The organism is Ferviditalea candida (assembly GCF_035282765.1).
Lineage (GTDB): Bacteria > Bacillota > Bacilli > Paenibacillales > KCTC-25726 > Ferviditalea > Ferviditalea candida.
Window position 1 is genome coordinate 186,327 of the sequence record NZ_JAYJLD010000002.1, and the last position, 26,432, is coordinate 212,758.

Here is a 26,432-nt window from a genome sequence, read left to right on the forward strand (position 1 = left end):
CTCACGTCAAAACTTATTACCGGCTTCAATATCCGAACGTCAAATGATACAATGGATAGGAAATTTTGCAGGAGGCTTGACCTTATGAAAAATCAGAGAATCGGAATTATGGATATCGGCTCTAACTCCATCCGCTTGGCCATATTCGAACAAACGGAATTTGGCGCGCATCGCGTTATCGATGAAAGCAAGGAAACTGCCCGCTTAAGCATGCAAATCGACGATGCCGGAAATCTCGATAAACAGGCCGTTCTGTCGGTTATCGATACATTGAAACACTTCAAAATGCTCTGCCAAGCCAACCGGACGGCCAAAATCAGGGCGGTTGCCACAGCCGCAATACGCTCTGCTGCGAATTCGTCGGAAATTCTCCGGATGATCGAAGAAAAAACAGGTTTATCAATTGAACTGTTGTCGGGAGAAGAGGAAGCCAGGCTTGGATTTTTGGGGATGATCAACACGATTGACATCAAAGACGGATTTCTTGTTGATATCGGAGGCGGGAGTACGGAGCTCACCTTGTTCAAAAAACGCGGCATCGTCCGATCCGTATCGATCCCTTTCGGCGCGGTTAATACAACCAAGCGGTTCAGCCAAGACGGCCTTGTCCATCCGGAGCAGCAAAAACAGCTGCAGGAAACGATCGAGCTCGCTTTAAAAGACCATCCCTGGATTGTCGAGCATTCCGGTCTGCCATTGGTCGGTGTCGGCGGCACTGTGCGAAGCATCTGCAAAATGGACCAAAAGATGAAAAAATATTCCTACGATCATATGCACAATTACAATATGGCGCCCAAAGATATCGCGTATCTGCAAAATTTGCTTCCACCCATGCCGCTTGACCAAAGAAAAAGAGTGGAGGGGCTGAAAAAAGAACGGGTAGACATTATCGGCCCGGGCATCATTATCTTGAACGCCGTGCTCAAGATTTGCGAAGCTCCCGCTTTTATCGTCAGCGGCGCCGGTCTTCGCGACGGCATCATGTATGAAACGCTTTATCCCGACCGGCCGAAGGTGGAGGATGTTCTGGAGCACAGCCTGCGCAATTTGCTGGCGCTGCATCCGTCCGTTCCGGCTGCCCATGTCGAACAGGTCAACCGGATTGCCCTGACGCTGTTTGATCATCTTCAGGATGTTCACTGCCTTAATGACCGTTTCCGCAAATATTTGTACGCCGCTTCACTTTTATACCGTATCGGAATTACGATCAATTATTACGATTACCACAAGCACACCTTTTATTTAATGGCCCACTCCCGGCTGGACGGGCTCAACCACCGGGAAATCCTGATCTGCGCGATGATCGCTTCCTTCAAAAGCAAGAGCGGAGTCCGCCGTCTATACAGCCTATTCAAGGACATCCTGACGGAACCCGATTTCAATTACATTGTCTTACTGGGCACCTTGCTTCAGCTGGCGCGGGCACTCGATCGCAGCGAGACGCAGCCGGTCGTTCATTTGGAAGCCGCGAAAAAAAATGAAGTGCTGGAGCTGCGCATTCAAGCACGGCATAGCCCCGCTGTTGAAATGAGAGAAATCGCGTCCCTATCGTCACTTTTCAAAAAGGAATGGGGAGTCGTCCCAAAAATCACGCTGTCATGAAAATTTCTTATTTAAAGAGCGTGTTCAAAAAGGTCGGTCGCTGCGAAAAAGGGGTATGCCTCCGGTCGCTCTTGAAATCGTAAAATAGAATTAAATTTAGTCGGTTATTTTACGATTTCAAAGGCGAACGCTTCGCTCCTCCAACACACCCCTTTTTCTTCGCTAGCCTTTTTGAACACGCTCTAAAAAAACTCCGGAGCTTTTTTCCAGCCGGCAATTTCCATGAATTTAAACTGGCTTCTGTACTCGGGAAGATCATTTTTGACAGAAGAATAAAGGCCGCTTGACTGCAGTTGTCTCGCTTTCACGTTATCCTGCAGGCTGATTTGGAGAATATTGATCAGCATTCCGCGAAGCCTTGGATCGTACACCGGACACATCAGCTCGATTCTGCGCGTCAGATTGCGGGTCATCCAATCCGCGCTGGACAACCAGACCTCGGGCTTGCCCTCGTTCTCAAAGTAAAAAATCCGCGAATGCTCCAGAAAACGGTCCACAATGCTGATCACCCTGATGTTGTCGCTTAATCCCGGGACACCCGGCTTCAGACAGCAGACGCCTCTGATGATCAGATCAATTTTTACCCCGGCCTGTGAAGCGGCATATAATTCATCGACCATCCACTGATTGGACAGCGAGTTCATCTTGGCAATGATCCTGGCCGGCTTGCCTTCGGCAGCGGCTGACTTCTCCCTGCGAATACGTTCGAACAGCCTGTCCTTCAGACTCAGGGGCGCGACGGCGAACGCTTTCCAATCATAAGGGGACGAATACCCGGTGATTTCATTGAACAGGGCGGACGCGTCTTCGCCGATATCGGGATTGGAAGTGAACAAGCCTAAATCGGTATACAGCTTGGCTGTGTTATCGTTGTAATTGCCTGTGCCGACGTGCACATAGCGACGCAGCGAATTGTTCTCCTGGCGGACCACCAGCATGATTTTGGCATGGGTTTTGAGGCCGACCAAGCCGTACACAACGTGGCATCCGGCTTTCTCCAGCTTTTTGGCCCACGCAATGTTCCTCTCCTCGTCAAAACGCGCCTTCAGCTCCACAACCACTGTCACCTGCTTGCCTTCCTCCGCGGCCTCCGCCAGCGACTGGATGAGCCGGGAGTTTCCGCTTACCCGATAAAGCGTCATTTTGATCGCCATGACGTCGGGATCATGAGCGGCCTGCTCCAAAAAATCGGTTACCGCCTCAAACGACTCGTAAGGATGATGGACCAGAACATCCCGCTGTCTCAAGACCTCGAACAAATCGTCCGCATCATCGAATTCCCTCGGATACACCGGGAGGTGCTTCGGATAACGCAGGGCATCGAAATCCGGCAACGCCGCCGAAAACTTCATCAAAAAGCTGAGGTCCAGCGGACCGCTGATTTCCACCACATTATCCGTAATTTCGAACTCTTCCTTCAACAATTCCAGCGAATACGGATGTATCCCTTTCTCGACTTCCAATCGGACGGGCATTCCCCATTTTCGGTTGCGCAGTTCCTTCTCAATTTCCTCGAGAAGGTCCTCCGCGCCTTCCTCATTCAGTGTCAAATCGGCATTGCGGGTCAGCCGGAAGGCATGCACCGCGGTCGGGGTGTAGCCGCTGAACAGGGAACCGATTTGCCGTTCGATGATTTGCTCCAACAGCAGAAATTCTTTCTTCTTGCTGTTGGAACGCGTCGGGATCTGGACAAAGCGGGGCAGAATGGAGGGCACCTGGACGATCGCAAAATAGGGCTCATCCTCCTTCCTGTCGGCATCCTTCTTCAGCAGAATCGCCAAATACACGCCCAGCGTATGCACGAGCGGAAACGGCCGGCTCTGGTCCACCGCCATCGGTGTCAAAACGGGAAAAATAATTTCGTTATAATAATTTTCCATTTGCCGCTGCTGCGTGGAATTGAGTTCATCGTAATCGACAAAGTGGATTCCTTCCCTCGCCAATTCACGGATCACCTCTTTGTGGATCGCATATTGCTTGGCTACCATATGCTTCGTTTTCTTGACGATTCTGGAAAAAAGTTTTTCAGGCGTGTATCCGGAAAAATCGACTTTATTGAACCCGGCTTTGATTTGATCCTTGACGCCTGCCACTCTCACGCTCATGAATTCATCCAGATTACTCGACACAATGGAAAGAAATTTGACCCGCTCCAGAAGCGGCGTTTTCAGATCCCGCGCTTCTTCCATGACGCGGTAATTAAATTCGATCCAGCTCAAATCGCGATTAATGTAAATGGACTTGGGCACATGATGCCGGGACGCTTGTTTTTCCACCGGGAACCCTCCAAATCATAACAACTCAAAGTCATTATGCAGCGCCAATATTAACGACAATCTTTGACATTGTTAATTTTATGTAAACTCATAAGAAATATCACCTTCGAAAAAAGAACCGAATATCCCCGAAAGCAATCTTCTTTTGCAGATATCTCAATATCCAGAACGCAAAAACGGAACGCGATCCGGGCAATACCAGCAATAATCCCAGTATATCCGTGAAAAAACCCGGTGCAAGCAGCAGCAAGCCGCCGGCAAAAATACATATACCGTCAAGGATCGATCTCGTTGGGATTTGCCCGATGGCCAACTGGCTTCTGGCATAATGCCAAACCTTGGACGCCTCCCTTTTCGCCAGAAACGCTCCGAGAAAGCCCGACAGCAGGATGAGCGCAAACGTTTGTACCCCGCCGATCCATCGGCCCACATTAATCAAACCCCAAATTTCGATAGCCGGAATGATAATCATCAGCACAACCAAAATGCGAAGCATTATTCCACCGCCTTGCCGCCGCGCCGTCCTTCGGGTAAAATCCGCAGAAGCTCAGGCAGCTCTTTGTCGATTCTTGCGGGCTTCCAGCTGCCGTTCACCCATACATGTTTGGTCATTCCGGTCACCAGAAGCTGTTTCCCGCTTTCTTCTTCAGGCAAATCAGACAGCTCGCGGTCCGCATCCCCCAGGTACGGATCAATCCGATATATCTTATATTCAAAATCCAGCCGCACATTGGAATAGTCCATCGACCGGGTATAGATCCGAATTGCATCATCGTAACGGGCAGGCAGCAGAAACTTGATCTGCACGTCAATCACCGGCAGCATATAACCCTTCTGCTCGATTTGCCGGTATGTCCACCCCCTGCTGCGAAGCCATTCCGTCCGGCCGATTTCAAACCAGGTCAGGTAATTGGCATGGTAAACCACTCCCATTTGGTCCGTCTCCTGGTATCTGACCCTGAGCGGAAAAACACTCCAGCCTGTTTCATGATTCATGCCGCCGCCTCCAATCGTCATACGCATCGAATGAAAAAAGAGCGTCCCGGATTTGCCGCTGTCCGGATTCGCCCTAATCTATCTGCAACTTCCCTTTGCCAATTTCATATCTTCTTTCCGGAATAAATGACGCCTACCTCCGGATAAACGGATACTTCGTCGTATTCCCGCAGAATCTCCATCGCGTTCTCCACTCCAACGATGACCGGGATACCGACGTTCAAGCCTACGATGGCCGCGTGGGAAGTGATTCCTCCGGTTTCCGTAATCACCGCCGCCGCTTTCTGGAATGCGGGAATGAATTCTTTGTTGGTTGCAGCCGTTACCAGGATGGAGTCCTTGTTGACTTTAGCCAGCGCTTCTTCCCCCGTACGGGCGATCACTACGCGTCCGGTCACGGAATGCGTACCGATTCCCTGGCCTTTGGCAATCATTTCGCCGATCTGGTGCACCTTGATCAGGTTCGTCGTCCCCGACCGGCCGATCGGAACACCCGCGGTAATCACGACAAGCTCGCCCGGATAAACAAGTCCCATCTGAACAGCCGTTTTGACGGACATCTCGAACATTTCGTCCGTCGTGCCGGCGTCCCGGCCCATGACCGGAGTGACGCCCCATACCAGCGACAAACGGCGGATCACGTGCTCCTTGGTGGTTACCGCGATAATCGGCGCCTTCGGCCGGTATTTGGAAACCATGCGCGCCGTAAATCCGCTCTCGGTCGCGGTAATAATCGCCTTGGCATTCAAATCAAGCGCGGAATTGGCGACCGCCTGGCTGATCGCTTCCGTGACGGTGGTCTGCTGAGCCATACTCTGCTTGACCAACAGCTCGCGATATTCCAAAGCCGACTCGGCACGTTCGGCAATCCGCGCCATCGTCTGCACCGATTCAACGGGATATTTGCCTGCGGCCGTTTCCCCCGACAGCATAATGGCATCCGTTCCGTCAAAGATCGCATTGGCTACGTCACTGGCCTCCGCTCTCGTCGGGCGGGGATTCCGCTGCATCGAATCCAGCATTTGGGTTGCCGTAATGACCGGTTTCCCGGCCAGATTGCATTTTTCAATCATCATCTTCTGCACCAGCGGCACTTCCTCCGCCGGGATTTCCACGCCCAAATCTCCGCGGGCAACCATCAGACCGTCGGAAACCTCCAAAATTTCAACCAGGTTATCGACGCCTTCCTGGTTTTCGATTTTTGAGATAATCTGAATGTGGGAAGCGCCGCGCGACTCCAGCAGCTCGCGAATTTCCAGCACGTCGGCCGCCTTGCGGACGAAAGACGCCGCGATGAAATCGATGCCCTCGCCGATCCCGAATATGATGTCGTCCCGGTCTTTTTCAGTAATTCCCGGAAGAGATATTTTGACGCCGGGAACATTGACGCCTTTCCTGCTCTTGATTTGACCGCCGTTAATGATCCGGCATTCAATCTCCCGCCCGCGAACGTTCTCGACCTGAAGTCCGATCAGTCCGTCATCGATTAAGATCGTCGAACCGATCCGGACATCCTTCGGGAGATTCGGATATGTAACGGATATTTTGCCGGCGTCGCCCAATATCTCGTCCGTCGTCAGAATGAGCGTTTCCCCCTGCACAAGCTCGATCGGCTCTTGCTTCAGCATGCCCAGCCTGATTTCCGGACCTTTGGTATCCAGCAGAATACCCACGTTTCGATTTGCATCCCGTGCAGCCTGCTTGATATTGCGGATACGCACCCCATGATCCTGATGATCCCCGTGGGAAAAATTCAGGCGAGCCACATTCATGCCGGCCTCAAGCAGCCTAAAAAGCATCTCCGGCGATTCGCTCGCAGGTCCGATCGTACAAACAATTTTCGTCTTTCGCATATGGTTCCTCCCAATTTGCCGACTTACGCCAACTCCTGGATGAAGGTAAACTTTCCCACCTTGCCGAATCTTTGCATGCGATCTTCTATGAGTTCCTGTTCATTCATTTGCATAAGCTCCTGCAAATGCTTCCAGATTGCATTCCTCAGGATTTCCGCCTGAGCCTTCGGATCACGATGCGCGCCGCCCCGAGGCTCGGCGACCGTCTCCTCTATAATGCCCAATTCCAGCATATCCTTTGATGTAATCTTCATCGCTTCGGCTGCGCGGTCAGCTTGCGAGGCATCCTTCCACAAAATCGCCGCAGCGCTGTTAGGAGAAATAACCGAATAAATAGAATTTTCCAGCATCAGCACACGGTTGCCGACGCCCAACGCCAAAGCGCCTCCACTGCCCCCTTCGCCGATCACCACGCTGATGATCGGGACGCGCAGATTGGACATCTCCATTAAATTTCTGGCAATCGCTTCCGATATGCCCCTTTCCTCAGCCGTACTTCCCGGATATGCGCCCGGCGTATCAATAAACGTCACGATCGGCCTGCCGAATTTCTCAGCCTGCTTCATCAGCCTCAAGGCTTTGCGGAATCCTTCCGGATGGGGCATGCCGAAGTGTCTGGCAATATTATCCTTGGTATCCTTGCCCTTTTGATGGCCGACAACCGTTACGGCAACCCCGTTCAGTCTCGCCAGACCACCCACGATCGCCAGATCGTCGCCGAACAGCCGGTCTCCGTGCAGCTCGAGGAAATCGGTGAACATCGTCTGAATATAGTCCAGCGTTGTCGGACGGGACGGATGTCTGGCAATTTGCATAATTTGCGAGGGCGTCAGATTGCTGTACAGCTCTTCCTCCAGCTTCGCATACCGCTCTTCAAGCCGCACGATCTCGTCGGAGAAATCAATCCCTTTTTCTTCGCTGAAGCTTTTCAGTTCAACGATTTTGCTCTTCAACTCCGTCAATGGCTGTTCAAAGGGTAGATCACCGTTCAATGGATGCATCCTCCTTCACCAAATGCATGTCCAATATCTGAATCAGCGTATTGCGCAGGTCTTTCCGCGGCACGACCTTATCCACCTGACCGTGTTGCAAATTGAATTCCGCCGTTTGAAAGTTCTCCGGCAATTTCTGACGCATCGTCTGTTCGATCACGATCCTGCCGGCGAAACCGAAGGCAGCGCCCGGCTCTGCAAGCACATAATCCCCAAGCATGGCAAAGCTGGCCGAGACGCCGCCATATGTAGGATCGGTAATCACCGAAATGAACAGCCCGCCCTTTTCGTTAAACCGGGCAACCGCAGCGCTGGTTTTGGCCATCTGCATCAGACTCAGGATGCTTTCCTGCATGCGGGCTCCACCAGAGGTCGAAAAAATAATCAGAGGATATTGCTTTTGTATGGCTTTATCGATCGCACGGGAAATTTTTTCGCCGACCACGGAGCCCATGCTACCCTGAAAAAAGTCAAAGCTCATGACGCACAGGACAACAGGAAATCCCCCGATCGTGCCTTCCCCGGTCAGCACACCGTCTTTCAGCCCTGAAATTTGTGCGCTTTTTTCCAGCTTTTCAGGATAACCCGGAAATCCGAGCGGATCCACGGAAACCATATCGCCGTCATATTCGAAAATTCGTCCTTCGTCTAAAGTAAAGCGAATCCGCTCCATGGCATTCAGCCGGAAGTGATACCCGCAGGAAACACAAACTTTGTTGTTTTTCTCCAATTCTTTGCTGAACTGAATGCTGCCGCATTTCGGGCATTTATTCATCAAGCCTTCAGGAATGTCGCGCTTGGAGGGACCTGCAGTGATTGTTGCGTACTTCCGCTTCTTCTGAAACAAATCTTTAAACACTTTGGCACCTCACAAATTGGGTACTACCTTGAAGAATTCAATGGGAATTCTTCAAGGACGAACGTCTATCTATGCAAAATATCGTTCAGCACTTCCTGAACTTCCTCCAGTTCTCCTTCAGGGACGCGAATCTCATACTGCTGCTTTGATAGGTTGATAGCACGAATTTGCACAAGGAAACCTTCTTCTGAAAGTTTTTGTTGGATTCGCTCTGCGGATTTTTGTGTCGGGGCAATATAGATGACCTTCCACATCGTTCAAAAACCTCCCTGAAATCTGCAAACGCCAATACAATGGATTAATGATATCACAACTCCGGTTTTTCCCGCAACAAAGCGGAAAGTACTTGGATAAGCCTATAACTTAGATCTATGGCTCCAGTCAGCTTTCTATGAATGAATTCGCCTAAAAAACAATCAATGAGCGTGTTCAAAAAGCCTGGCGAAGAAAAAGGGGTGTGTCGAAAGGAGCGGAAAGGTTTATGCTCCCAAAGCAGTTTTCTGCGAAAACTTTGACGCCTTTGAAATCGTAAAACAACCGCTAAATGTAAATCCTGTTTTACGATTTCAACAGCGACCGGAGGCACACCCCTTTTGCGCAGCAACCCAACTTTTTGAACGCGCTCTCAATGGCGTCTATTTGACCACGACCGACCCCTCGCCCAAAAGCGATTCGATTGCCCGGAACAATTCGGGCGAAGGCTTGACGCGATGCCGTTCGCTGAGCGCGAGCAGCTTGCGGCTGCTCTCATAATACAGCAATACGTCCAAGGGGCCGGCGTGCCGCTGCAGAAGCCCCCTCAATTGCATGAGCATCGGGGAATTCTCACGACCTGAAGCGATTTTCACATATACCGCCTGCCGTGATCCGCTGCCATTGGGTGTACCGCCGTTGGATGCGGATGCGCTGCGGTTGGACGGCTTGCTAGCGTTCGCTGCGGCGGCCGGTGCCGGGCGGTTGCCGTCGCCTGCCGCTTCGCGCCCCTGAACGCTCCGGATGGTAGGGTTCGCCCGATGCCGCGGAAATTTGGCGGCAGCATTCGGAGCGTTCAAATCGTGAAACGAGTCGGCAATCAGCTTGAAATCCTCATCCTGATGCTGCAGCCTGGCGGTCAGCGCAACCAGATTTCCTTTTTGCAGCAGAGCCGCATGCCGTTTCCAGGTTTCCGGGAACACGACCACCTCCGTTCTCATTACCCTGTCCTCCAGCTCGATAAAAGCCATCGGCTGGCCCTTCCGGGTCATGATCGTTTTGACGGATGCAATCATGCCGGCCGCCGATACCTCGCTGTCTTCGGGTTGTTCGGCCAGATGATGGAGCGGGCCGATCCCCAGCTCCTTCAAAAGCGGCTCAAAGCTGTCCAGTGGATGACCTGAAAGATACAGGCCGAGCAACTCCCGTTCCATCTCCAGCTGCTCATGACGGGCATACGGCCGCACTTCGGGATAATCGACCGTCCAATTGACTTCTTCGGAAAAACCGAACAGGTGAATCTGAAAATCTTCCTTTTCCTTTTTCCATTTGGCCGCGGCTTCCACCGTTTCGTCCAGCATGGCGACCAACTGGGCCCTATGCCCCTGCAGCGAATCGAAAGCGCCCCCTTGAATGAGCGATTCCAGCACCCGCTTGTTGCACACCCGAAGATCGACCTTCCGGCATAAGTCCATCAAATCGGCGTAAGGCTGTTCCCGCCTTTCCCTGATAATCGATTCCATCGCATGCGTCCCCACATTCTTGATCGCCGCAAGACCGAAGCGAATCGCCCCCGAAGGCCATTGTTCCGAAGCGGGTACAGGCGTAAACAGGATGCCGCTTTCGTTCACATCGGGCGGCAGCACCGCTATGTTCATTCGCCGGCATTCGTCCACATATTCTGCTACCTTGCGCTGGTTGCCCATCACTGCAGTCAGCATCGAGGCCATGAACTGCACCGGATAAAGCGCCTTAAGATAAGCCGTCTGATAGGCCAGCACACCGTATGCCGTTGCATGCGCCCGCGGGAAGCCGTAATCGGCGAAGCGGACGATCATGTCGTACACATGATTCGCTTCCGCCGCGCTGTAGCCCTGTCCGATGCTTCCCCGGACAAAATGCTCCCTTTGCTCGTCAAGCACTTCCCGCTTCTTTTTGGAGACCGCCCTGCGCAATAAATCGGCTTCTCCCAGGTTGAAGCCGGCCATCCGCGAAGCAATTTGCATAATCTGCTCCTGATATACGATGATGCCGTAGGTATCGGACAGGATCGGCTCCAGCGACGGATGCGGATACTGCACTTGAATTTCCCCGTGCTTCGACCGGATGTACTGCGGGATAAATTCCATCGGTCCCGGACGGTACAAAGCGAGCACGGAGACGATGTCCTCAAATTGAGACGGCTTCAACTCCTTGAGCACGCGCCGCATCCCCGCGGACTCGAGCTGGAATACACCCGTGGTATCCCCCCGGCTCAGCATTTCGTAAGTTTGCGGATTGTCGTCAGGAATCTGCTGGAAATCAATGGTTTGCCCGTATTGTTCGCGTATCCAGCCCAGCGTTCTTTCAATAATCGAGAGCGTCCGGAGTCCCAAAAAATCCATTTTCAACAGGCCGATCGACTCCAAATGCTCCATCGAATACTCGGTCAAGGCGGTTGTTTCGTTGCCCTCCTGCAGCGGCACGTAATCGGTCAACGGCTCCCGCGAAATGACGACTCCGGCTGCGTGAGTGGAGGCATGCCGGGGCATCCCTTCGACTTTTTTGGCCGTCTCGATCAGTTCCCTCGTTTTTTCACTGCGTTCGCACAGCGACTGCAGCTCGGGATTCGCGGCCAACGCTCCTTCGATCGTCATGCCCAATTGGTTGGGGATCATTTTGGCCGCCCGGTCGACTTCATGATACGGCAGATTCAGCACCCTGCCCACATCCCTGACGGCAGCCTTGGCCGCCATCGTGCCGAATGTGATGATCTGGGCGACATGCTCCCTGCCGTACTTGCCGACGACGTAATCGATCACCTCATCCCGCCGCTCGTCGCTGAAATCGATGTCAATGTCCGGCATCGTCACCCGCTCGGGATTCAGAAACCGCTCGAAAAGCAGACGGTAGCGGATCGGATCGACATTGGTGATTTTCAGCACATAGGCAACCAAGCTGCCTGCCGATGATCCGCGTCCGGGGCCTACGGCAATGTGCTTGTCATGGGCAAACCGCACGAAATCCCAGACAATCAGAAAATAATCGGCAAAGCCCATCTTCTCAATAATCCCCAGCTCATATTCCAGCCGCTCCTCCAGCTGCTTCCGGTATTCCCCGTCATTCCAGCGGGGATCGCTTCCGTATCGCCTCTCAAGCCCCGCTTTGCACAGGCGGCGGAGATATCGGGCGGAGCTTTCATGCTCCGGAACGGGCGAAAACAGCGGCAGGATGGATTTGCCGAATTCCAGTTCCAGCGAAATTTGATCGGCGATCCTCCGCGTATTTTCCAGCGCCTCCGGCACATGGGCAAACAACCTCTTCATTTCCTCCGGGCTCTTCAAATACAGCTGGTCGCTCTGGAACCGCATCCTGTCCTTGTCGTCCACCGTTTTCCCCGTTCCGATGCACAGAAGAATGTCTTGCGCCAGCGCATCAGAGGCATGAATATAGTGGACATCATTGGACACCGCAAGCGGAATGCCGGTTTCCCGGCTCAAGTCGATCAGTTCCTTCATGACCTTCTTCTGCTCGTAAAGTCCGTGATCCTGGATTTCCAAATAATAGTCTTCTCCGAAAATCTGCCGATATTTCAATGCCGCAAGCCGGGCTTCCTCCTTTTGATCGCGGAGCAGCAGCTGCGGAATTTCACCTCCCAAGCAAGAGCTCAGGCAAACCAGCCCCTCGGCGTGTTTGGACAGCAGCTTCATATCGACTCTCGGCTTGTAATGAAAGCCCTGCAGATGGGCCGCGCTGACCAAGCGCATCAAATTCCGGTAGCCTTCCATATTTTTCGCCAAAAGAATCAAATGATAGATCTGCTGATCCGACCTCGGCAGCCGATCCTGCATCGAACCGGAGGTCATGTACACCTCGCAGCCGATAATCGGCTTGATCCCGTACACCTTGCACGCCTTATAGAACTCAATCGCGCCGTACATCACGCCGTGGTCGGTCAGCGCCAAAGCGGCCATGCCGAGCTCCGAAGCGCGCTTCGGCAGATCCTTGACCCTGGCCGCGCCGTCCAGCAAACTGTATTCACTGTGTACATGAAGGTGTACGAATCCGTCCATGGCCGTTCCTTTCTTTTGGCGTATTCTCGCAGATTTCACATTGAATAAGGATAGTTAATATCATCTTATCATATTCGAGACCCCGTTTCCCATACATATAAGAGAGGACAGCCTGTGGAGGGATATAAGGATGGGAAACTTTCTGACCAAGCTGATGTTCGATTTTTTGGTGGCGTTCGGCGTCGTATTCGGCGGTGTTTTGTTGGGGGGCATCGGCGCCGTGCTTACGCTGCAGCCGCCGACCATTTACATGCAGCGGATTGCCGAGAATATCAAAATATGGGCGGTCGTGGCCGCCATCGGTGGTACGATCGATCCGTTCCGGGTGATCGAAAGCAACTTTCTGGACGGGAATCTGTCTCCGGCAATCAAGCAGATCTTATATGTCATCGGCGCTTTCATGGGCGCGCACTTGGCCACGAAACTGGTCAATTGGATCTGCAACGGAGGCATTGAACATTGAGAGTCCCCGACTTCAGGCTTTTGGCTCGGTGGTTGCAGGCGCTCGGACTGTTTATCTCGGGTATGATCGTCGGCGCCGCCGTGTTTGCGGCCATTTTCCACCACAACTTTAACGATATCGTGATCATGTACAACTCATTGAGGGAAGAAAACCGGGATCTTCAGGATCAAGTCAACGATTTGAACAAATTCAAAAAGGCAGGTTCCGTCATCAAAAGCATCGCTGTCTATATTGAAGAGGATCAGCCGAAAGAGCCGTTGGACGACATCACAAAGCAAGAAATCAAAAACAGGGTGCAGCGCGACCTCAGCATTCTCAAGGGCCAGTCCATCGACAGGCTGCCGCGGCAGCTGCAGATCATCCGCAGGGTGATCGACAACAAAATCTACCCCCTGATTCAGGAAAAAGATTACACCATCCGCATCCGCACGATACTTGTCCGCTATTCGGAGCTTCAGGCTTGGATCGAAGTAAGGGAGTTTCATCGGGAAAACCCCAAGCTGCAGCGGGACTGAGGGCTCAACTGCAGCGGATGACGGATTTTGTTTGATTTTGGCCGGAGGTTGGGTTAAGGTTACTATGTACATGATATGATATATGCCAAAAGGAGCTCGAACATGGATCTATTGAGAAATATTCTGTATCTCGTTATCGGAATCTCGCTGGGATTCTCAATCTACTACAGCTTCAAACACCGCCGCGAATCCGATCCCGTCCGGCGCAGCTTGTCCGCCTCCAAAATGAACATCAGCCTGGGGACGATGCTCGTTTCCCTTTCCGTCTTCCAGTTTTTTTGGTTCACGCCTTCAAATACCCGGATCATCATCGGACTGCTCTTTTTTCTGCTCGGGCTGTTCAATCTTTTTTCGGGCTTGCGAAGCCATACTTATTTCAGCAAACACCCCGACATGCAATCAACGAAAAAAGGCGGGTGACCCGCCATCCGCCGTGTACGAAACCGGTTCTGCCCTCTTGGAGCCGGCTCCGATTTCCAATTAAGGCTCGTGATGAAATTAGTTCCACTTTTGGCGGCAAAGGTTCAAGCGGTTTAATTGATCTTTGCTGCCAATTTAGTGGAAGTTATTTCGTCACGATGCCTTAGTTCTGATCAATGATTTGCGCAGTCAGCATGGCCTTGGCGATAACGCTATCCTGATGACGGATTTCGATCTCCGCCTTGCCGAATTTCCGGCTCAATTCGATAATTTTCGGCCGGATCTCCACTTCGCTCTCGATCTGCAGCGGCTTGACGAAATAGACGGACATATTCTCGACCACCATATCGCCCTTTTTATTTTCCTTGATGATGCTGAACGCCGCCTTCATCATCAGCGTCGTCAGCACTCCCTCGGAAACGGTGCCGAGATGAGTGGACATCTGCGGAGTGATTTGGCCATAGAGCACCAGATTCCCGGATTCGTCCTTTTTCTCCTCCAGCCCGCTCCAGATCAAATCCTCGATCGTTTCACCGATCTGCGGCTGCCGCTGCACGTACTGGATCGCCTTCAGCACATCCTGCCGGCTGATGACGGCGATAAGCTTGCGGTAGCCGTCAACCACCGGGAGCAGCTCGATGCTTTCCCAAACCATCATGTGCGCCGCAGAGGTGATCGACGTTTTCGCATTGACCGTCAGCGGATTTCGCGTCATCATCTTGTCGATCGTCTGCTCATTCTCGGCCCCCACCACGTCTTTGGAGGTGATGATGCCCACCACCCGGTTCCATTCGTCCACCACCGGAAACCGGCCGTGTCCGGTTTTTTCAAACAAATTTCGGAAGTCCCGGACGGTGCTGTTCGCCTTAAGCGCATACACCTTTTCTTTGGGGGAGATGATGTCCTCCACCAGCATGATTTTTTTCTTGATCAGCCGATCGTAGATGGCCCGGTTGATCATCGAGGCTACGGTGAAGGTGTCGTAGCTGCATGAAATGACCGGAAGCTCAAGCTGATCCGCCAAGCGGATGACCTCGGGACTCGTCTCGAAGCCCCCGGTGATCAGCACCCCCGCCCCCTGCTCCAAAGCAGCGGTATGCGCCAGATAACGGTTCCCGACGATGAGCAGGCTTCCCGCCTCGATGTATTTTTTCATCGCATCCTGTTTCATCGCTCCGATGACAAACTTGTTCAGGGTCTTGTCCAAGCCTCTGCCGCCCCCGAGAATGCGCCCGTCGACGATGTTGACCACTTCCGAAAAGGTCAATTTGTTGATGTTCTTGCGCTGCTTCTTTTCAATCCGGACGGTGCCGATCCGCTCCTTGGTCGCTACGAGTCCCTGGTTCTCCGCTTCCTTGAACGCTCTGTATGCCGTTCCTTCGCTGACCTCCATATCCTTGGCTGTTTGTCTGACGGAAATTTTGGTGCCTACCTTCAGACTTTCAATATAACGAAGAATCTGCTCATGTTTGGTCAGGTTGTCATTTTCCGTGAATTCCACCTGTTACACCACCCGGTTATTTACTGTATCAATCTGTATGAACATTATATAACAGGGATATCTTGAAGAACAATAAAAATATATGTTGGATTACTCTAGCCTCCCCCTCGCCTCCCTCCTTTCCTCTCCCCCACCGATCTCCTTCTCATCTTTTCTCATCTCGTCAACACGGAACTGATAAATTCCCAAATGGCAAAAAAAGCGGCACTATGCCGCTTTTGCCGCTTCTCATGACCGTTCTCAAAACCGCTTATCGACGCCCTTAGGCATCGCGATGAAATAACTTCCACTAAATTGGTGGCAAAGATCAATTAAACCGCTTGAACCTTTGCCGCCAAAAGTGGAGCTAATTTCATCGCGAGCCCTATTCGCCGGTCTGCATGTTCCGCAAATGCTCGCGAATCCGCCGCTCCAGCTTCCATCTGGCGTAAGTATTCAGCCGATCCAGCCGATCGCGGGTCTGTTCATCCACACCCAACAATTCATGCAGATGAGCTGCAATAACCAGCAGCGAAAAGCCGATCCAGACAATCCCGTATATTGTCGGCGGGGTGAAGCCCTGCCCGATCTCCAGCCTCGGGACGGCATAAATCAGCATGCCCAGCGCCGCAATCAAACTAATCACACTTTTCATCGCTCTCATACCATCAGCTCCTTATCGGTTTGTCCCTATTGCCATCCTATGAACAAACCGTCCGGGATATGAAAGGGAATTGACTAGTTTCTTTTATAAGAGCAAATGGGGTGTGCCTCCGGTAACGCTTCCGCAATAAATGAATGCTTCCAGCCCCCGCGCAACGCGTCGGACGCTACAAACCCGCATGCATGTACCATTGCAGCATCAATGCCTGAATCAGTCCGATCAATCCCCCAAGCAGCGCCCCCAGCCAGGTAATCGCCCTGAATTCCTTGCCGGTTACGCTCAGGATGATTTGTTCCAGACGCTCGACGGGAAATTGTCGAACCTGTTCCTCCACAAGGCTTGTAAGCTGAATTGCGGAAAAGATCCGTTCGGCATTAGATTGGGCCGCGCTGATCAGCAAAGACGTTGCTCCGGGAACCTTTTGCAGCAGCCAATCCCTATGCGCTCCAAACAAATCGCAAAGCCGTTCCGATGTGATTCGGCGGATCCATCGCTCCCATTGGATGTTTTCACCGATAAGCTGCCGAAACCCTTCATCGGCGGGCTTATCGGTCAGCTTCTCAACAATTTCCGACAACGGCATCGTTTCCAGCTTGTCCAGCATATTCAGAATCATCCGGTTCAGGCCGCGCCGCAGCGCGGGTGAATCGAGACTGTCGAACAGGGCAACCTTCACTTTCTGGTTCAACTTGTCCTCGTCGAGAAAAAGACCCGCCAGCGTTCCGAGCAAGCCTCCCGCGTTTTCCATAAAATGTGTCGTCAAATTGCGCAGCATACGATCTCCCTGTTGGGTTCTCAGCTGATTTTTTATTTCCTCGACAATCCATACGACACTTCTTTCAGCCGTCCGTTCCTTGAACGACTCCGACCAGTTCGGAATCCAGCGGGCCACCGTCGTTTCGGAAATCCCTTTTTCCCGCCACAACCAGAGAGCGCCGGTGACCGCAGCCCCCTTGACGCCTTCCGCCAGCCGCGATCGGAATTCCTCCCATTGTATTTCTCCCAACCATTGGCGCAGTATGGACTCCGGGCTGTCTTCCCGGCTCGTCCATTCCTCAGTCCATCCGATCAGCTTGTTTTCCACCTGGTTCCGAAATTCCGGCTTTCCCAGCAAATTGACCAGCCCGTGAGAAGTGACCAGATAATCCGCGACGACCGTTCCCAGCGAACGTCCGATTTCTTCTTTGCGTTTCGGGATCAAGCCGGGGGTGAACGGAAACCTCAGGCCCGCTAAGTACAACGGTTTCCTCGGGTGAAACAGCATTTTGATCGCCAGATGGTTGGTGATTCCCCCAACCAGCGCGGCTATAGCTACGTTGGCTGCGATATAAAACACTGGATCCATTTGTATGCCACCTCTTCGCATCGTATTCTGCAGTTTCAATCACCAAGAAAAATATGTCCTCATATGATGAAGTAGTTGCCCGGAATATTCGGAACATCCCGCCATTCCCGGGAGTCGGAATGAATGGCCCTAAACACGCAAACATGCTGCTGTATAAGGGAGTTATTCGTATGACGAAAATGAAAGTCATGATTCATGTGTACAGTACCGGATTTATTGAAGACGGCCAGACCCTCTTTCTGAGTGAAAGCTTTATGCGGAATCGGAAAATTCCCGAGGGCCGTCTGATTACGCTGCGGTATGGTTCTTTCATTCGGCAGGTCCAGGCGTTTCCGGTCAGGAGTTCCGGCGAACTGAGAATTCATCAGCAGCTTGCCCGGGATTTGGGACTGCATCACGGTACACAGCTCCGACTCAAGTATCATCCGGGAACACTGACCTTAAGAATCGGGCCGCTGATCGGCGTGCTGGTAAGTCGGATCGATCCCGACGATGCCGACAAACGATTCGGGGCAATGACCGCGTATTGTAAAGAACTGACCGATGCCTGCAGGTCGCAGGGAGCTTTCGTCTATTTTTTTACTCCCGGGGACATCGAGCATGGCAAGGACCGGATCGAGGGCTGGAGCTACAACGGAAGCTGGAACAAAGCGTATTTCCCGCTCGCAGATGTCATACACAATCGTCTGACCAGTCGAAAATTGGAGAACAAACCCAGCGTACAATATTTTGTTAAAGAAGTAAAATCCCATTACGACGCGAGCGTCTTCAACGAAAAGTATTTGAGCAAGAATGAAGTGTTTCAGGCACTGACCCGTGAATCGGGGCTGCTGAAATATTTGCCCGAATCGTACGCATTCAAAAATTACCGGATACTCAAAACGATGTGCGAGAAGTACCGGAGCGTTTTTCTCAAACCGGCCAGAGGCAGCCTCGGCAAGGGGATCATCCGGATCATGAAGCAAGCCGACGGATCATACATCTGTCATTTCACCAATGTCAACGGCACCAAAAGGGAGCAATTCGCCTCATTATCCCAAGTTTTCTGCGCCATCTCCGGAAAAATGAAAACGATGCGTTATCAAATTCAGCAGGGACTGCAGTTGATTGAAATCGACGGACGCCCCGTTGATTTCCGCGTGCTCGTTCAAAAAAACCGGCACGGACGCTGGAGTGTTACCTCCATCGTGGGCAGAATTGCCGGCAGTCAACAATTTGTATCCAACCTTGCCAGAGGAGGCAGCTTATGCACGGTATCGGAAGCTTTGTCCAAGTCGAACCTGAATTCGCATCAGCGCGGCTCCGTCTATCCCAGATTAAAAGCCTCCGCCCTGGAGATCGCCGCCGGAATCGAAGCCCAGATCCCATATCACTTCGGCGAGCTGGGCATTGATTTGGCTGTTGAACCGGATGGAAGCGTATGGCTGCTGGAGGTGAACTCCAAGCCTTCGAAAAATGACAACGCTCCGCTGTCCAGCCAAAGAATTCGCCCGTCCGTCAAACGGGTCATCCAGTATTCCCTCCATCTTTCCGGATTCCGGGGTGAAGAATCATGAGCATCTCATTCTCCAGCAAACGGTATCTCGGTATCATGATTTGTGAAAAAAAAGGTATCCCTCCTTTTTCCGAAAGCGGTTTTTACCGTCAATTGTGCGAAATTGGGGGAAACATCGGGCTGATCGTATATGTATTTTCACCCGATTGGGTCGACTGGACCGCAAACAGGGTAAACGCCTTCGTTTACTCTGCTTCCGCGAACAACTGGGCAAGTGAACGTTTTCCGCTCCCCGATCTGATCTACGATCGCTGTTTTTTTTCAAACAAGCGGCAGTATTTAAATTATCGGGGCCATCTGTTGAAATTAAAAAAGCTGCGCCCGATCCGATTTCTCGGGGGAGGCTTGAAAGGAAAGTTGGAGGTATCCAGAATTTTGGAGCGCGATCCCGAAATCCGTCCCTTTCTTCCGGAGTCGGTTTTATATCAGGGACCCAAAACTTTGCTGTCCTGGCTCAAGCATAAGGATGAGGCGGTTTTAAAGCCGGTTGGCGGCAGCCACGGGAGGGGCATTCTCCGTGTTCGGCTTCAGGGTGATGGAGCCTATCTCGTTGACGGTAGAGACCGCAATAACCGTCGTGTATCCGAAAGGTTTGTGCGAACTTCGACCTTTCTTCAATGGTTAAGGCCGTTTATCGGCGGCCGCAAATATATACTGCAAGCCTATTTGCCGTTAACGGCGGCAACGGGCGAAGCTTTTGACGTTCGAACGTTAATTCAGAAAAACGGGACCGGTCAGTGGCATATTACCGGAACAGCCGTGCGCCGGGGGCAGCCCGGAAGCCTGACGGCCAACCTTCATGGAGGAGGCTGCGCATTGGAAAGCTTTTCTTTTCTCAAAACGGAATTCGGTGCGGGAAAAGCGGAGCAAATCATGGATACGATCCGAAAACTCTCCATGAAAATTTGCACAATCCTTGAACAATATCATGGAAGGCTTGTCGAATTGGGAATCGATCTGGGAGTTGACAAAGGAGGGAACGTTTGGATTCTTGAGGTGAATTCAAAGCCGGGAAGAAATGCCTTTGCGCAAATTAATGACAAAAAAGCCATCCGTTCATCCGTCATCAATCCCATTTATTATGCCCGCTATTTATTGGATCGGCGATTAGGAGGATCATCCGATGAGTTTGACAACCTGTAATATTCACTTTACGCAACGAAGTGGAAATAGCGTCTATCTTTCAAGAGCCTTGAGAACTGCGCTGCAAATGGAGAACCAAAAAACCGCGACCATCAAGATTGGGCAAAAACAAACCCAATGTCCCATTCGAACCCTAAAAAAACAAGGAAAGCATCTGTATATTCCAACCTTTGTCCGCAACCATCTGAAAATTCCCCGGAGCGGAAACTGCTACATTCAATCCGTCCACGGCGATGAAATTCAACTCGGTCCGGTCATCGGCATCTTGACGTCTTCCGCCAACCGTACTCCGAGCCAGCCGTTTGGAAAAATCTCGCCGCTGATTCATCAGTATTTGAAGGTGGGAGCAGACAAGGCTTTTTATTTTGCTTTTTCGCTTCGTGACATCAACTGGCAGCAAGCGACGGTGTCGGGTTACTTCATTTCTTCCGGCGGTTGGGTTAGACGGACCGTTCCTCTGCCCGACGTCGTATATAACCGATTGACCAGCAGGAGAGTCGATATTTCCGATTCCACCCAAAACAAGGAAAGATTCGTCCGCAACGGGATCCCGATCTTCAACTGGAGCTATTTCAACAAATCGGATGTCTACCACCTGCTTGAAGGCGAACCCGAATCGAAGTATGTTCCCGAATCTCATGAAAATCCGCCTCCCGAGAAAATCAAAGCAATGCTGGAAAAATATCAGACCGTCTACTTGAAGCCGACTGGAGGCAGCATGGGCAAGGGGATTTTCAAACTGACCTACCAGCCTTCGAAAGGGTATTTCTGCAGATTCCGCCGTGACGGAAAGAATGTACTGCTGAGATTTAACCGATTCTCCAGACTGATCCAATTGCTCAACCGCCAGGATTTGAGAAGGTATATCGTTCAGCAAGGCATCAAGCTAATTGAAATTGACAATTGTCCGATAGATTTCCGGTTTCATATGAACAAGAACGGAGTGAATCAGTGGGTGCCTGCCGGAATCGGGGCAAAAAAAGCCGGGAGGGGGAGCGTCACCACCCATATCAAAAACGGAGGACAACTTCTGACTCCCGAATCGGTGCTCTCCAGATTTTTTGGCCAACGTGCGGATGAAGTGCTCGAAAAAACCAAAGACGTCGCCATCCGGCTCTGTGAAGCGATTGAACGGAAATATCCGTATCACCTTGGCGAACTGGGATTTGACATCGGGATCGACCGCAATGAGAACATCTGGATGTTCGAAGCCAACGCCAAGCCCGGAAGATCGATTTACAAGCATCCAATGTTGAAGACACAAGGTGCGGACACGCTTAAACACGTTTTTGAATACAGTCTGTATTTGAGCAATTTCCATGTTAAGGGGGATGCGTAATGGATCCTGAAATCACGATTCACGATTCCGGCAAACCGGTTGTCGCCATCCTCGCCACGGACGATGAGGCGAAAGCCTTTCGCGGAGTCCGAAAAAACTTCATCGACTTGATCAAAGCCGGGAAAAAAATGGATCTTCTCGTTTACGTGACCACCGCAAAGAATCTCAAGCTTCAGGAAAAAAAGACAATCGGATATTTGTACGATGCCAAAAAAAAACATTGGAATCGGCGATGGGTTCCGTTTCCCCACGTCGTTTACAACCGCATTCCCACCCGCAAGGACGAAATGAGGCCCGAGGTCCAGCACTTTATTGAAGAATGTCTCCAGCATCCCGACGTTCATATTTTCAATCCTTCATTCTTCAACAAATGGAGACTGATCGAATGGCTGAGCCTCTCGCCCGCAACCAAGGGATATATCCCCTTCACGGAGAAATTCGGAGATCAAACCGATCTGGAGTCGCTTCTTACTCATTACCGCCGGCTGTATTTGAAGCCGGAAAGAGGAAAAGCCGGAAAAGGAATTATGCGGATATCACAGAAAAAGGGCAAAACCAAAAAATATGTGCTCAGCATACAGGAGAAAAAAAGCAGCTCCAACTTCTCTTTTGCAACCGTCGCCGATCTGAAAAGCAAAATCCGAGAATATATCGGAGAACAGCCGTATATTATTCAGCAGGGAATTGACCTTGTCCACAATCACAGACGGCCGTTCGATCTTCGGGTGCTCGTGCAAAAAAACCTGAAGGGCAGCTGGGTGATCACCGGAATCGGCGCTCGTGTCGCTGGAGAAGCAAGCATCACGACGCATGTGCCGCGCGGAGGCTCCATCGACGATCCTCAAAAACTTCTGGTTTCGACCTTCGGAAACGGTGCCGCGGCGAAGAAAATATTGCTGCGCGTCAAAACGGCGGTTTTGGCGATTGCCCAACAGATCGAAAGGGGAGCCGGACATCCGCTCGGAGAAATGTCCATGGACCTTGGCCTGGATGGGGTGGGAAATATTTGGTTTTTCGAAGCCAATTCCAAACCAATGAAATTCGACGAGCCCCACATACGCAAAAAATCGCTTGAACGCTTCATGCAATACTGCAGTTACCTCGCAAAGAGCAAAACCGCTGAAGAAAAATGAATGTATGATAATGCCCTTTACATTGCAAGGAAGGTGATTGGTATGCCCGATCCTGTTTTGGGAGTTTTGACGGTATATAAGAACGATCAAAAGTTCATCGAATGGGAAGAAAGGCAGTTTTTTCAAAAATTGACTGCGGCCGGGTGTCATCTCGGACTCGAAGTGGTTGTACTCACTCCCGAAGACGTGGATTACCGGAAAGCAGAAGTCCACGCTCAAACCTTTCAACCGAGCAAATCGAAATGGATCAGAAAATGGATTCCCCTTCCTCCGCTTATTTATGACCGCTTTCGCTACCATGCGGGAGGAAGAGTCCTGCAGCTCAGACAATTTCGCCAATCGTTTCCCGACTTGATTTACCTCAGTCGTCCGCTGGCCGACAAATGGACCGTTTATAAGAAGCTTTATCAGAATGCTGAAATTCGTCCGCATCTCCCGCTGACAACAACCTATACTTCCAAGGAAGATTTGTTCAGGACATTGAAATCAAGCCGAGTGGTTTATTTGAAGCCGATCAGAGGAACCGGGGGGCGGGGCATTTACAAAATTGAAAAGTTCGACCGAAACCGTTATATCCTGTCGGAAAGAGACCTGCAGCACAGAATCGTCAAACCCGTCAAGCTTACCGAAGGCCAGATCGTTTCCAGATTGGAAAAGATAAATATTTCCAGCAACTTTGTCATTCAGCAGGGAATCGACATCCACCTGAACGACAAACGCGTTCATGATTTCCGCCTGCTGATGCAAAAAAACGGGGAGGGAAAATGGGAAGTAACGGGATGCGCCGGAAGAATCGGACCGAAAGGGAGCATTACCTCCAACCTGCACGGCGGAGGCAAAGCGGTGGCTCTGCAGGAATTGCTGAACCGGCGGTTTAACGATAACGCCCAAGTCTCCTCGCTTCGTCATCAAATGGTCCGCTTCAGTCATCAGGTTGTTCGGGACCTGGAGCGTGAGTTTGGCAGGCTTTGTGAACTGGCGCTTGATCTGGCCATCGATCGGGAAGGGAAACTGTGGCTGTTTGAGGTCAATTCAAAGCCCTCACGCGAAGTCTTTTCCCGAATCGGCGACAGGGATACGTATTGGAAAGCGGTTAGACGTCCGCTTGAATATGCTTTGCATTTATATGAGCAAGAAAGTCGGCTCAACAACCGAATGGCCTGATCGGCTTGAGCAGCTTGTTCGGTTATTTTCACGGGAGCAGAGACTCCAATTCGGAAAAAGCGGAAATCCGGTACTGAGCGCCTGCCAGCTCACCCGTTCCGCTGAAACCGGAATACTGGCAACCGACAACGACAAGACCGTTGGCCGCCCCCGCCTCCACATCGGACTTGCGGTCTCCAATCATCCAAGCCGATGTGATGCCGAAGTCTCCCAGCAACCTGCCGACCAGATCCGCCTTGGTTGCGGATTGAAATTCTCCGGCACTGTACAATCCTTCGAACAAGCGGCTCATTCCCTGACTGCGAATGACAGCCTTGACGTATTCCTCAAGTCCGTTGCTGGCGACGAACAGGCGGATGCCCATATCCTTCAACCGTCGCAGTGTCGGCAGCACGCCGGGATACATCCTTCCTTTTCCCGAATTCAACAGCTCCAGCTGATAATGAAGCAGCCAATCATTGGCGTGCTGCCTGGTTAACGAATCCGCTGCCGGAAGCACCACCTCCCAGATCTGTTCCAGCAGCATCCCCAAGCTGCTGAGAATCAGCCTTTGCGGAGGCGTTTCACCCTCATAGAATCCCTCCTGGCGCAGCCGGTCAAAAGCTTTATGATACGCTTCCAGCAATACCGACTCCGTTTCAAACAAAGTTCCGTCCAAATCGAAGATCATCGCTTCAGGTAAAACGTCGGATTTCAATATCATCGTTGCAAAAATACCCTCCTCCTGATTCATTACCCCTTATCAAACCATGTTCTTGCTATCTGTGTCAATTTGCAGTATTACAGGCGATTATTTAGAAAGGATTTGCTGAAATCGGGAGTTGTTTTCCGGCATATTGTGGTATAATAACCTTGGGATTATTAGAGTCATGCTGCTGGCGCCGGACGTTCAGCAGCATGTTCTGTTTTGCAGGATATGAGATTTATTATCATTGAGAAAAAGCGAGGAGATCAAATGTCGCACAACCATCATGAGGAAGAACACTTTACGGCTCCTGAGTTCATCCGTGACGTCGTTATCGGAATGGCCGACGGTCTGACCGTTCCGTTTGCACTCGCGGCTGGACTTTCCGGCACCGTCCCAAATACCGAGCTTATTGTCATTGCAGGGATTGCGGAAATTGCCGCTGGATCAATCGCAATGGGGCTTGGCGGATATTTGGCAGCCAAAACCGACAAAGAGCATTATGATTCGGAGCTCCGAAGAGAATATTGGGAAGTCGACGAATTGCCGCACAAGGAGCGGGAAGAAGTTGCAGAGATTTTACGGGAATGGGGCTTGAAAGAAGAGGGCGTGCAAGCGGCCGTCGAGGATATCGCTTCCGATAGGGACCGCTGGGTCGACTTCATGATGAAATACGAGCTCGGCTTGGAGAAGCCTCAGCCGCAAAGAGCGCGCAACAGCTCTCTGACGATCGGGATTTCCTATATTGTAGGGGGATTAATTCCGCTGTCTCCATACATATTCACCGCAAATCCCGTAGCCGCCTTAATTTCTTCAGTGATTATCACCTTAATTGCCCTGTTTGTGTTCGGTTGGATTAAAGGTCACTTCACCGGAACCAGCCGGATCAAGAGCGCTTGGCAAACGGCGCTAGTGGGTGGTTTGGCGGCAGGCATCGCCTATCTCGTTGCCAAATGGATCGCTTGAATAAGCAACCGCCGTCCGCTAGAAAAAAATTTTTTACTCTCCTATATTTCGACATTAATTTTAACGAACAGCCTTTATAATAGCTTTCGTTGGACATAAATGACGAGAGGATTAAGGAAAATGAAGAATTTGTTGCATTTAATCGAAGATGCACGCAGCCAACTGTCTGATATCGCTTTTTTCAAAAGTGAATTGACCGATCATGAAGTGGTCGCCGTCAGCAGGCAGCTGGACGCACTGATTGTGGAATATTTGAAACACATGAACAAGAAGACCGCATAACCGCTTTCCGGCAGCGTGGGCAACACCGTTATTTACAGTCAGAAGGGACGTCTTAGGTCGACAGACTTTGGGCGCCCCTTTTAATGCTTGAACCGGCAAGCATTAAGAAAAACTTCTATCGAAGTCACTTAAAAGCTCGGAAACTTATAAATTCTTATGCGGTCAAAAAACTTTTTTCGTCTCCCTGTCCTCCTTTAAAAGCTCCACCGCTTCTTTAAAACGCATGGAGTGAACGATCTCCCTTTCGCGCAAAAACTTCAAGCTGTCCTGCAAATCCACATCATCCGTCAGGTCGATCAGCCATTGATAGGTTGCCCGCGCCTTCTCCTCCGCCGCGATATCCTCATAGAGGTCGGCAATCGGATCACCTTTTATACTTTAAGGAATAATTATTTCCTGCTTGTTTCTTAAGTAATTCAAGCACGATTTCACGTATCAATTGCGCTTTTCGCATCT

At 51.3% G+C, this 26,432-nt stretch carries 23 protein-coding genes and 1 pseudogene; 11 read left to right on the forward strand and 13 right to left on the reverse strand.

Annotated elements, in window-relative coordinates:
- The first annotated feature begins 84 nt into the window (after window positions 1-84).
- Entirely contained in the window at window positions 85-1,602 is a 1,518-nt protein-coding gene (locus VF724_RS02550; protein WP_371752638.1) for a Ppx/GppA phosphatase family protein, read from the forward strand.
- A 182-nt stretch (window positions 1,603-1,784) separates the two neighbouring features.
- On the opposite strand, the gene VF724_RS02555 is transcribed toward VF724_RS02550, so the two are convergent.
- The 8 genes from VF724_RS02555 to VF724_RS02590 all read right to left on the reverse strand — a co-directional run bounded on the left by VF724_RS02555 (window position 1,785) and on the right by VF724_RS02590 (window position 12,822).
- Complete coding sequence (locus VF724_RS02555; protein WP_371752639.1) at window positions 1,785-3,878, reverse strand: RNA degradosome polyphosphate kinase; 2,094 nt, start codon at window positions 3,876-3,878, stop codon at window positions 1,785-1,787.
- Window positions 3,879-3,978: 100 nt separating this feature from the next.
- On the reverse strand, window positions 3,979-4,374 hold the full coding sequence (locus VF724_RS02560) for an FxsA family protein (protein ID WP_371752640.1): 396 nt from the start codon (window positions 4,372-4,374) through the stop codon (window positions 3,979-3,981).
- Window positions 4,374-4,874 carry an acyl-CoA thioesterase gene (locus VF724_RS02565; RefSeq protein ID WP_371752641.1) on the reverse strand — a complete coding sequence of 167 codons (501 nt, stop codon included), beginning with the start codon at window positions 4,872-4,874 and terminating at the stop codon, window positions 4,374-4,376. The genes VF724_RS02560 and VF724_RS02565 overlap by 1 nt, the downstream gene beginning before the upstream one ends.
- A gap of 104 nt (window positions 4,875-4,978) precedes the next feature.
- Window positions 4,979-6,727, reverse strand: a complete 1,749-nt coding sequence (pyk, locus tag VF724_RS02570; RefSeq protein ID WP_371752642.1) for a pyruvate kinase — start codon at window positions 6,725-6,727, stop codon at window positions 4,979-4,981.
- A 23-nt stretch (window positions 6,728-6,750) separates the two neighbouring features.
- Entirely contained in the window at window positions 6,751-7,719 is a 969-nt protein-coding gene (locus tag VF724_RS02575) for an acetyl-CoA carboxylase carboxyltransferase subunit alpha (protein ID WP_371752643.1), read from the reverse strand.
- Complete coding sequence (gene accD, locus VF724_RS02580; protein WP_371752644.1) at window positions 7,709-8,578, reverse strand: acetyl-CoA carboxylase, carboxyltransferase subunit beta; 870 nt, start codon at window positions 8,576-8,578, stop codon at window positions 7,709-7,711. Before accD ends, VF724_RS02575 begins: the two co-directional genes overlap by 11 nt.
- A 65-nt stretch (window positions 8,579-8,643) precedes the next feature.
- Window positions 8,644-8,832, reverse strand: coding sequence for a glutamate decarboxylase (locus VF724_RS02585; RefSeq protein WP_371752645.1), 189 nt, complete (start codon window positions 8,830-8,832; stop codon window positions 8,644-8,646).
- Window positions 8,833-9,213: 381 nt separating this feature from the next.
- Window positions 9,214-12,822: a DNA polymerase III subunit alpha gene (locus VF724_RS02590; protein ID WP_371752646.1), complete on the reverse strand. Its 3,609-nt coding sequence runs from the start codon at window positions 12,820-12,822 to the stop codon at window positions 9,214-9,216.
- A gap of 130 nt (window positions 12,823-12,952) precedes the next feature.
- On the opposite strand from VF724_RS02590, the gene VF724_RS02595 reads away from it, so the two are divergent.
- The 3 genes from VF724_RS02595 to VF724_RS02605 all read left to right on the forward strand — a co-directional run bounded on the left by VF724_RS02595 (window position 12,953) and on the right by VF724_RS02605 (window position 14,220).
- The gene (locus VF724_RS02595; protein ID WP_371752647.1) at window positions 12,953-13,285 is read left to right on the forward strand and encodes a YtrH family sporulation protein; all 333 of its coding nucleotides are present in this window, start codon (window positions 12,953-12,955) and stop codon (window positions 13,283-13,285) included.
- A complete protein-coding gene (locus tag VF724_RS02600) occupies window positions 13,282-13,800 on the forward strand; it encodes a sporulation membrane protein YtrI (protein WP_371752648.1) in 519 nt (172 codons plus the stop codon). Before VF724_RS02595 ends, VF724_RS02600 begins: the two co-directional genes overlap by 4 nt.
- A 102-nt stretch (window positions 13,801-13,902) precedes the next feature.
- Window positions 13,903-14,220, forward strand: coding sequence for a YtpI family protein (locus VF724_RS02605; RefSeq protein WP_371752649.1), 318 nt, complete (start codon window positions 13,903-13,905; stop codon window positions 14,218-14,220).
- Between the two features lie 163 nt (window positions 14,221-14,383).
- Here VF724_RS02605 and VF724_RS02610 read toward each other — a convergent pair whose 3' ends face one another.
- From VF724_RS02610 to VF724_RS02620, 3 genes are all read right to left on the reverse strand, one after another.
- Complete coding sequence (locus VF724_RS02610; protein WP_371752650.1) at window positions 14,384-15,721, reverse strand: DRTGG domain-containing protein; 1,338 nt, start codon at window positions 15,719-15,721, stop codon at window positions 14,384-14,386.
- A 364-nt stretch (window positions 15,722-16,085) separates the two neighbouring features.
- Window positions 16,086-16,364 carry a hypothetical protein gene (locus VF724_RS02615; RefSeq protein WP_371752651.1) on the reverse strand — a complete coding sequence of 93 codons (279 nt, stop codon included), beginning with the start codon at window positions 16,362-16,364 and terminating at the stop codon, window positions 16,086-16,088.
- 166 nt (window positions 16,365-16,530) lie between these two features.
- Entirely contained in the window at window positions 16,531-17,709 is a 1,179-nt protein-coding gene (locus VF724_RS02620) for a DUF445 family protein (RefSeq protein WP_371752652.1), read from the reverse strand.
- A 170-nt stretch (window positions 17,710-17,879) separates the two neighbouring features.
- Between VF724_RS02620 and VF724_RS02625 the strand changes: the two genes are divergently transcribed.
- From VF724_RS02625 to VF724_RS02645, 5 genes are read left to right on the forward strand one after another with little or no spacing between them, the layout of a single operon-like run.
- Window positions 17,880-19,265, forward strand: coding sequence for a YheC/YheD family endospore coat-associated protein (locus VF724_RS02625; RefSeq protein ID WP_371752653.1), 1,386 nt, complete (start codon window positions 17,880-17,882; stop codon window positions 19,263-19,265).
- Window positions 19,262-20,407, forward strand: a complete 1,146-nt coding sequence (locus VF724_RS02630) for a YheC/YheD family endospore coat-associated protein (protein WP_371752654.1) — start codon at window positions 19,262-19,264, stop codon at window positions 20,405-20,407. Before VF724_RS02625 ends, VF724_RS02630 begins: the two co-directional genes overlap by 4 nt.
- A complete protein-coding gene (locus tag VF724_RS02635) occupies window positions 20,388-21,746 on the forward strand; it encodes a YheC/YheD family endospore coat-associated protein (RefSeq protein WP_371752655.1) in 1,359 nt (452 codons plus the stop codon). The genes VF724_RS02630 and VF724_RS02635 overlap by 20 nt, the downstream gene beginning before the upstream one ends.
- Entirely contained in the window at window positions 21,746-22,879 is a 1,134-nt protein-coding gene (locus VF724_RS02640; RefSeq protein WP_371752656.1) for a YheC/YheD family endospore coat-associated protein, read from the forward strand. Before VF724_RS02635 ends, VF724_RS02640 begins: the two co-directional genes overlap by 1 nt.
- Before the next feature lie 42 nt (window positions 22,880-22,921).
- Window positions 22,922-24,043, forward strand: coding sequence for a YheC/YheD family endospore coat-associated protein (locus tag VF724_RS02645; RefSeq protein WP_371752657.1), 1,122 nt, complete (start codon window positions 22,922-22,924; stop codon window positions 24,041-24,043).
- Between the two features lie 28 nt (window positions 24,044-24,071).
- On the opposite strand, the gene VF724_RS02650 is transcribed toward VF724_RS02645, so the two are convergent.
- Window positions 24,072-24,746, reverse strand: a complete 675-nt coding sequence (locus tag VF724_RS02650; RefSeq protein ID WP_371752658.1) for an HAD family hydrolase — start codon at window positions 24,744-24,746, stop codon at window positions 24,072-24,074.
- A 252-nt stretch (window positions 24,747-24,998) separates the two neighbouring features.
- On the opposite strand from VF724_RS02650, the gene VF724_RS02655 reads away from it, so the two are divergent.
- Both VF724_RS02655 and VF724_RS02660 read left to right on the forward strand, forming a co-directional pair.
- Complete coding sequence (locus VF724_RS02655; RefSeq protein ID WP_371752659.1) at window positions 24,999-25,694, forward strand: VIT1/CCC1 transporter family protein; 696 nt, start codon at window positions 24,999-25,001, stop codon at window positions 25,692-25,694.
- Window positions 25,695-25,814: 120 nt separating this feature from the next.
- Window positions 25,815-25,976 (forward strand): Spo0E family sporulation regulatory protein-aspartic acid phosphatase, encoded by a 162-nt coding sequence (locus VF724_RS02660; RefSeq protein WP_371752660.1) that lies wholly within the window; start codon window positions 25,815-25,817, stop codon window positions 25,974-25,976.
- A 162-nt stretch (window positions 25,977-26,138) separates the two neighbouring features.
- On the opposite strand, the pseudogene VF724_RS02665 reads toward VF724_RS02660, so the two are convergent.
- Window positions 26,139-26,348, reverse strand: a pseudogene (locus VF724_RS02665) (manganese catalase family protein); the annotation flags it as partial.
- Between the last annotated feature and the right edge of the window lie 84 nt (window positions 26,349-26,432).

What these genes read in the sequence shown, in the direction of transcription:
- VF724_RS02550 (WP_371752638.1), top strand. Translation starts at nt 85, where the DNA reads ATGAAAAATCAGAGAATCGGAATTATGGATATCGGCTCTAACTCCATC.
- VF724_RS02560 (WP_371752640.1), bottom strand. Translation starts at nt 4,374, where the DNA reads ATGCTTCGCATTTTGGTTGTGCTGATGATTATCATTCCGGCTATCGAA.
- VF724_RS02565 (WP_371752641.1), bottom strand. Translation starts at nt 4,874, where the DNA reads ATGAATCATGAAACAGGCTGGAGTGTTTTTCCGCTCAGGGTCAGATAC.
- pyk (WP_371752642.1), bottom strand. Translation starts at nt 6,727, where the DNA reads ATGCGAAAGACGAAAATTGTTTGTACGATCGGACCTGCGAGCGAATCG.
- VF724_RS02585 (WP_371752645.1), bottom strand. Translation starts at nt 8,832, where the DNA reads ATGTGGAAGGTCATCTATATTGCCCCGACACAAAAATCCGCAGAGCGA.
- VF724_RS02590 (WP_371752646.1), bottom strand. Translation starts at nt 12,822, where the DNA reads ATGGACGGATTCGTACACCTTCATGTACACAGTGAATACAGTTTGCTG.
- VF724_RS02595 (WP_371752647.1), top strand. Translation starts at nt 12,953, where the DNA reads ATGGGAAACTTTCTGACCAAGCTGATGTTCGATTTTTTGGTGGCGTTC.
- VF724_RS02605 (WP_371752649.1), top strand. Translation starts at nt 13,903, where the DNA reads ATGGATCTATTGAGAAATATTCTGTATCTCGTTATCGGAATCTCGCTG.
- VF724_RS02615 (WP_371752651.1), bottom strand. Translation starts at nt 16,364, where the DNA reads ATGAGAGCGATGAAAAGTGTGATTAGTTTGATTGCGGCGCTGGGCATG.
- VF724_RS02620 (WP_371752652.1), bottom strand. Translation starts at nt 17,709, where the DNA reads ATGGATCCAGTGTTTTATATCGCAGCCAACGTAGCTATAGCCGCGCTG.
- VF724_RS02625 (WP_371752653.1), top strand. Translation starts at nt 17,880, where the DNA reads ATGACGAAAATGAAAGTCATGATTCATGTGTACAGTACCGGATTTATT.
- VF724_RS02630 (WP_371752654.1), top strand. Translation starts at nt 19,262, where the DNA reads ATGAGCATCTCATTCTCCAGCAAACGGTATCTCGGTATCATGATTTGT.
- VF724_RS02635 (WP_371752655.1), top strand. Translation starts at nt 20,388, where the DNA reads ATGAGTTTGACAACCTGTAATATTCACTTTACGCAACGAAGTGGAAAT.
- VF724_RS02640 (WP_371752656.1), top strand. Translation starts at nt 21,746, where the DNA reads ATGGATCCTGAAATCACGATTCACGATTCCGGCAAACCGGTTGTCGCC.
- VF724_RS02645 (WP_371752657.1), top strand. Translation starts at nt 22,922, where the DNA reads ATGCCCGATCCTGTTTTGGGAGTTTTGACGGTATATAAGAACGATCAA.
- VF724_RS02650 (WP_371752658.1), bottom strand. Translation starts at nt 24,746, where the DNA reads ATGATATTGAAATCCGACGTTTTACCTGAAGCGATGATCTTCGATTTG.
- VF724_RS02655 (WP_371752659.1), top strand. Translation starts at nt 24,999, where the DNA reads ATGTCGCACAACCATCATGAGGAAGAACACTTTACGGCTCCTGAGTTC.
- VF724_RS02660 (WP_371752660.1), top strand. Translation starts at nt 25,815, where the DNA reads ATGAAGAATTTGTTGCATTTAATCGAAGATGCACGCAGCCAACTGTCT.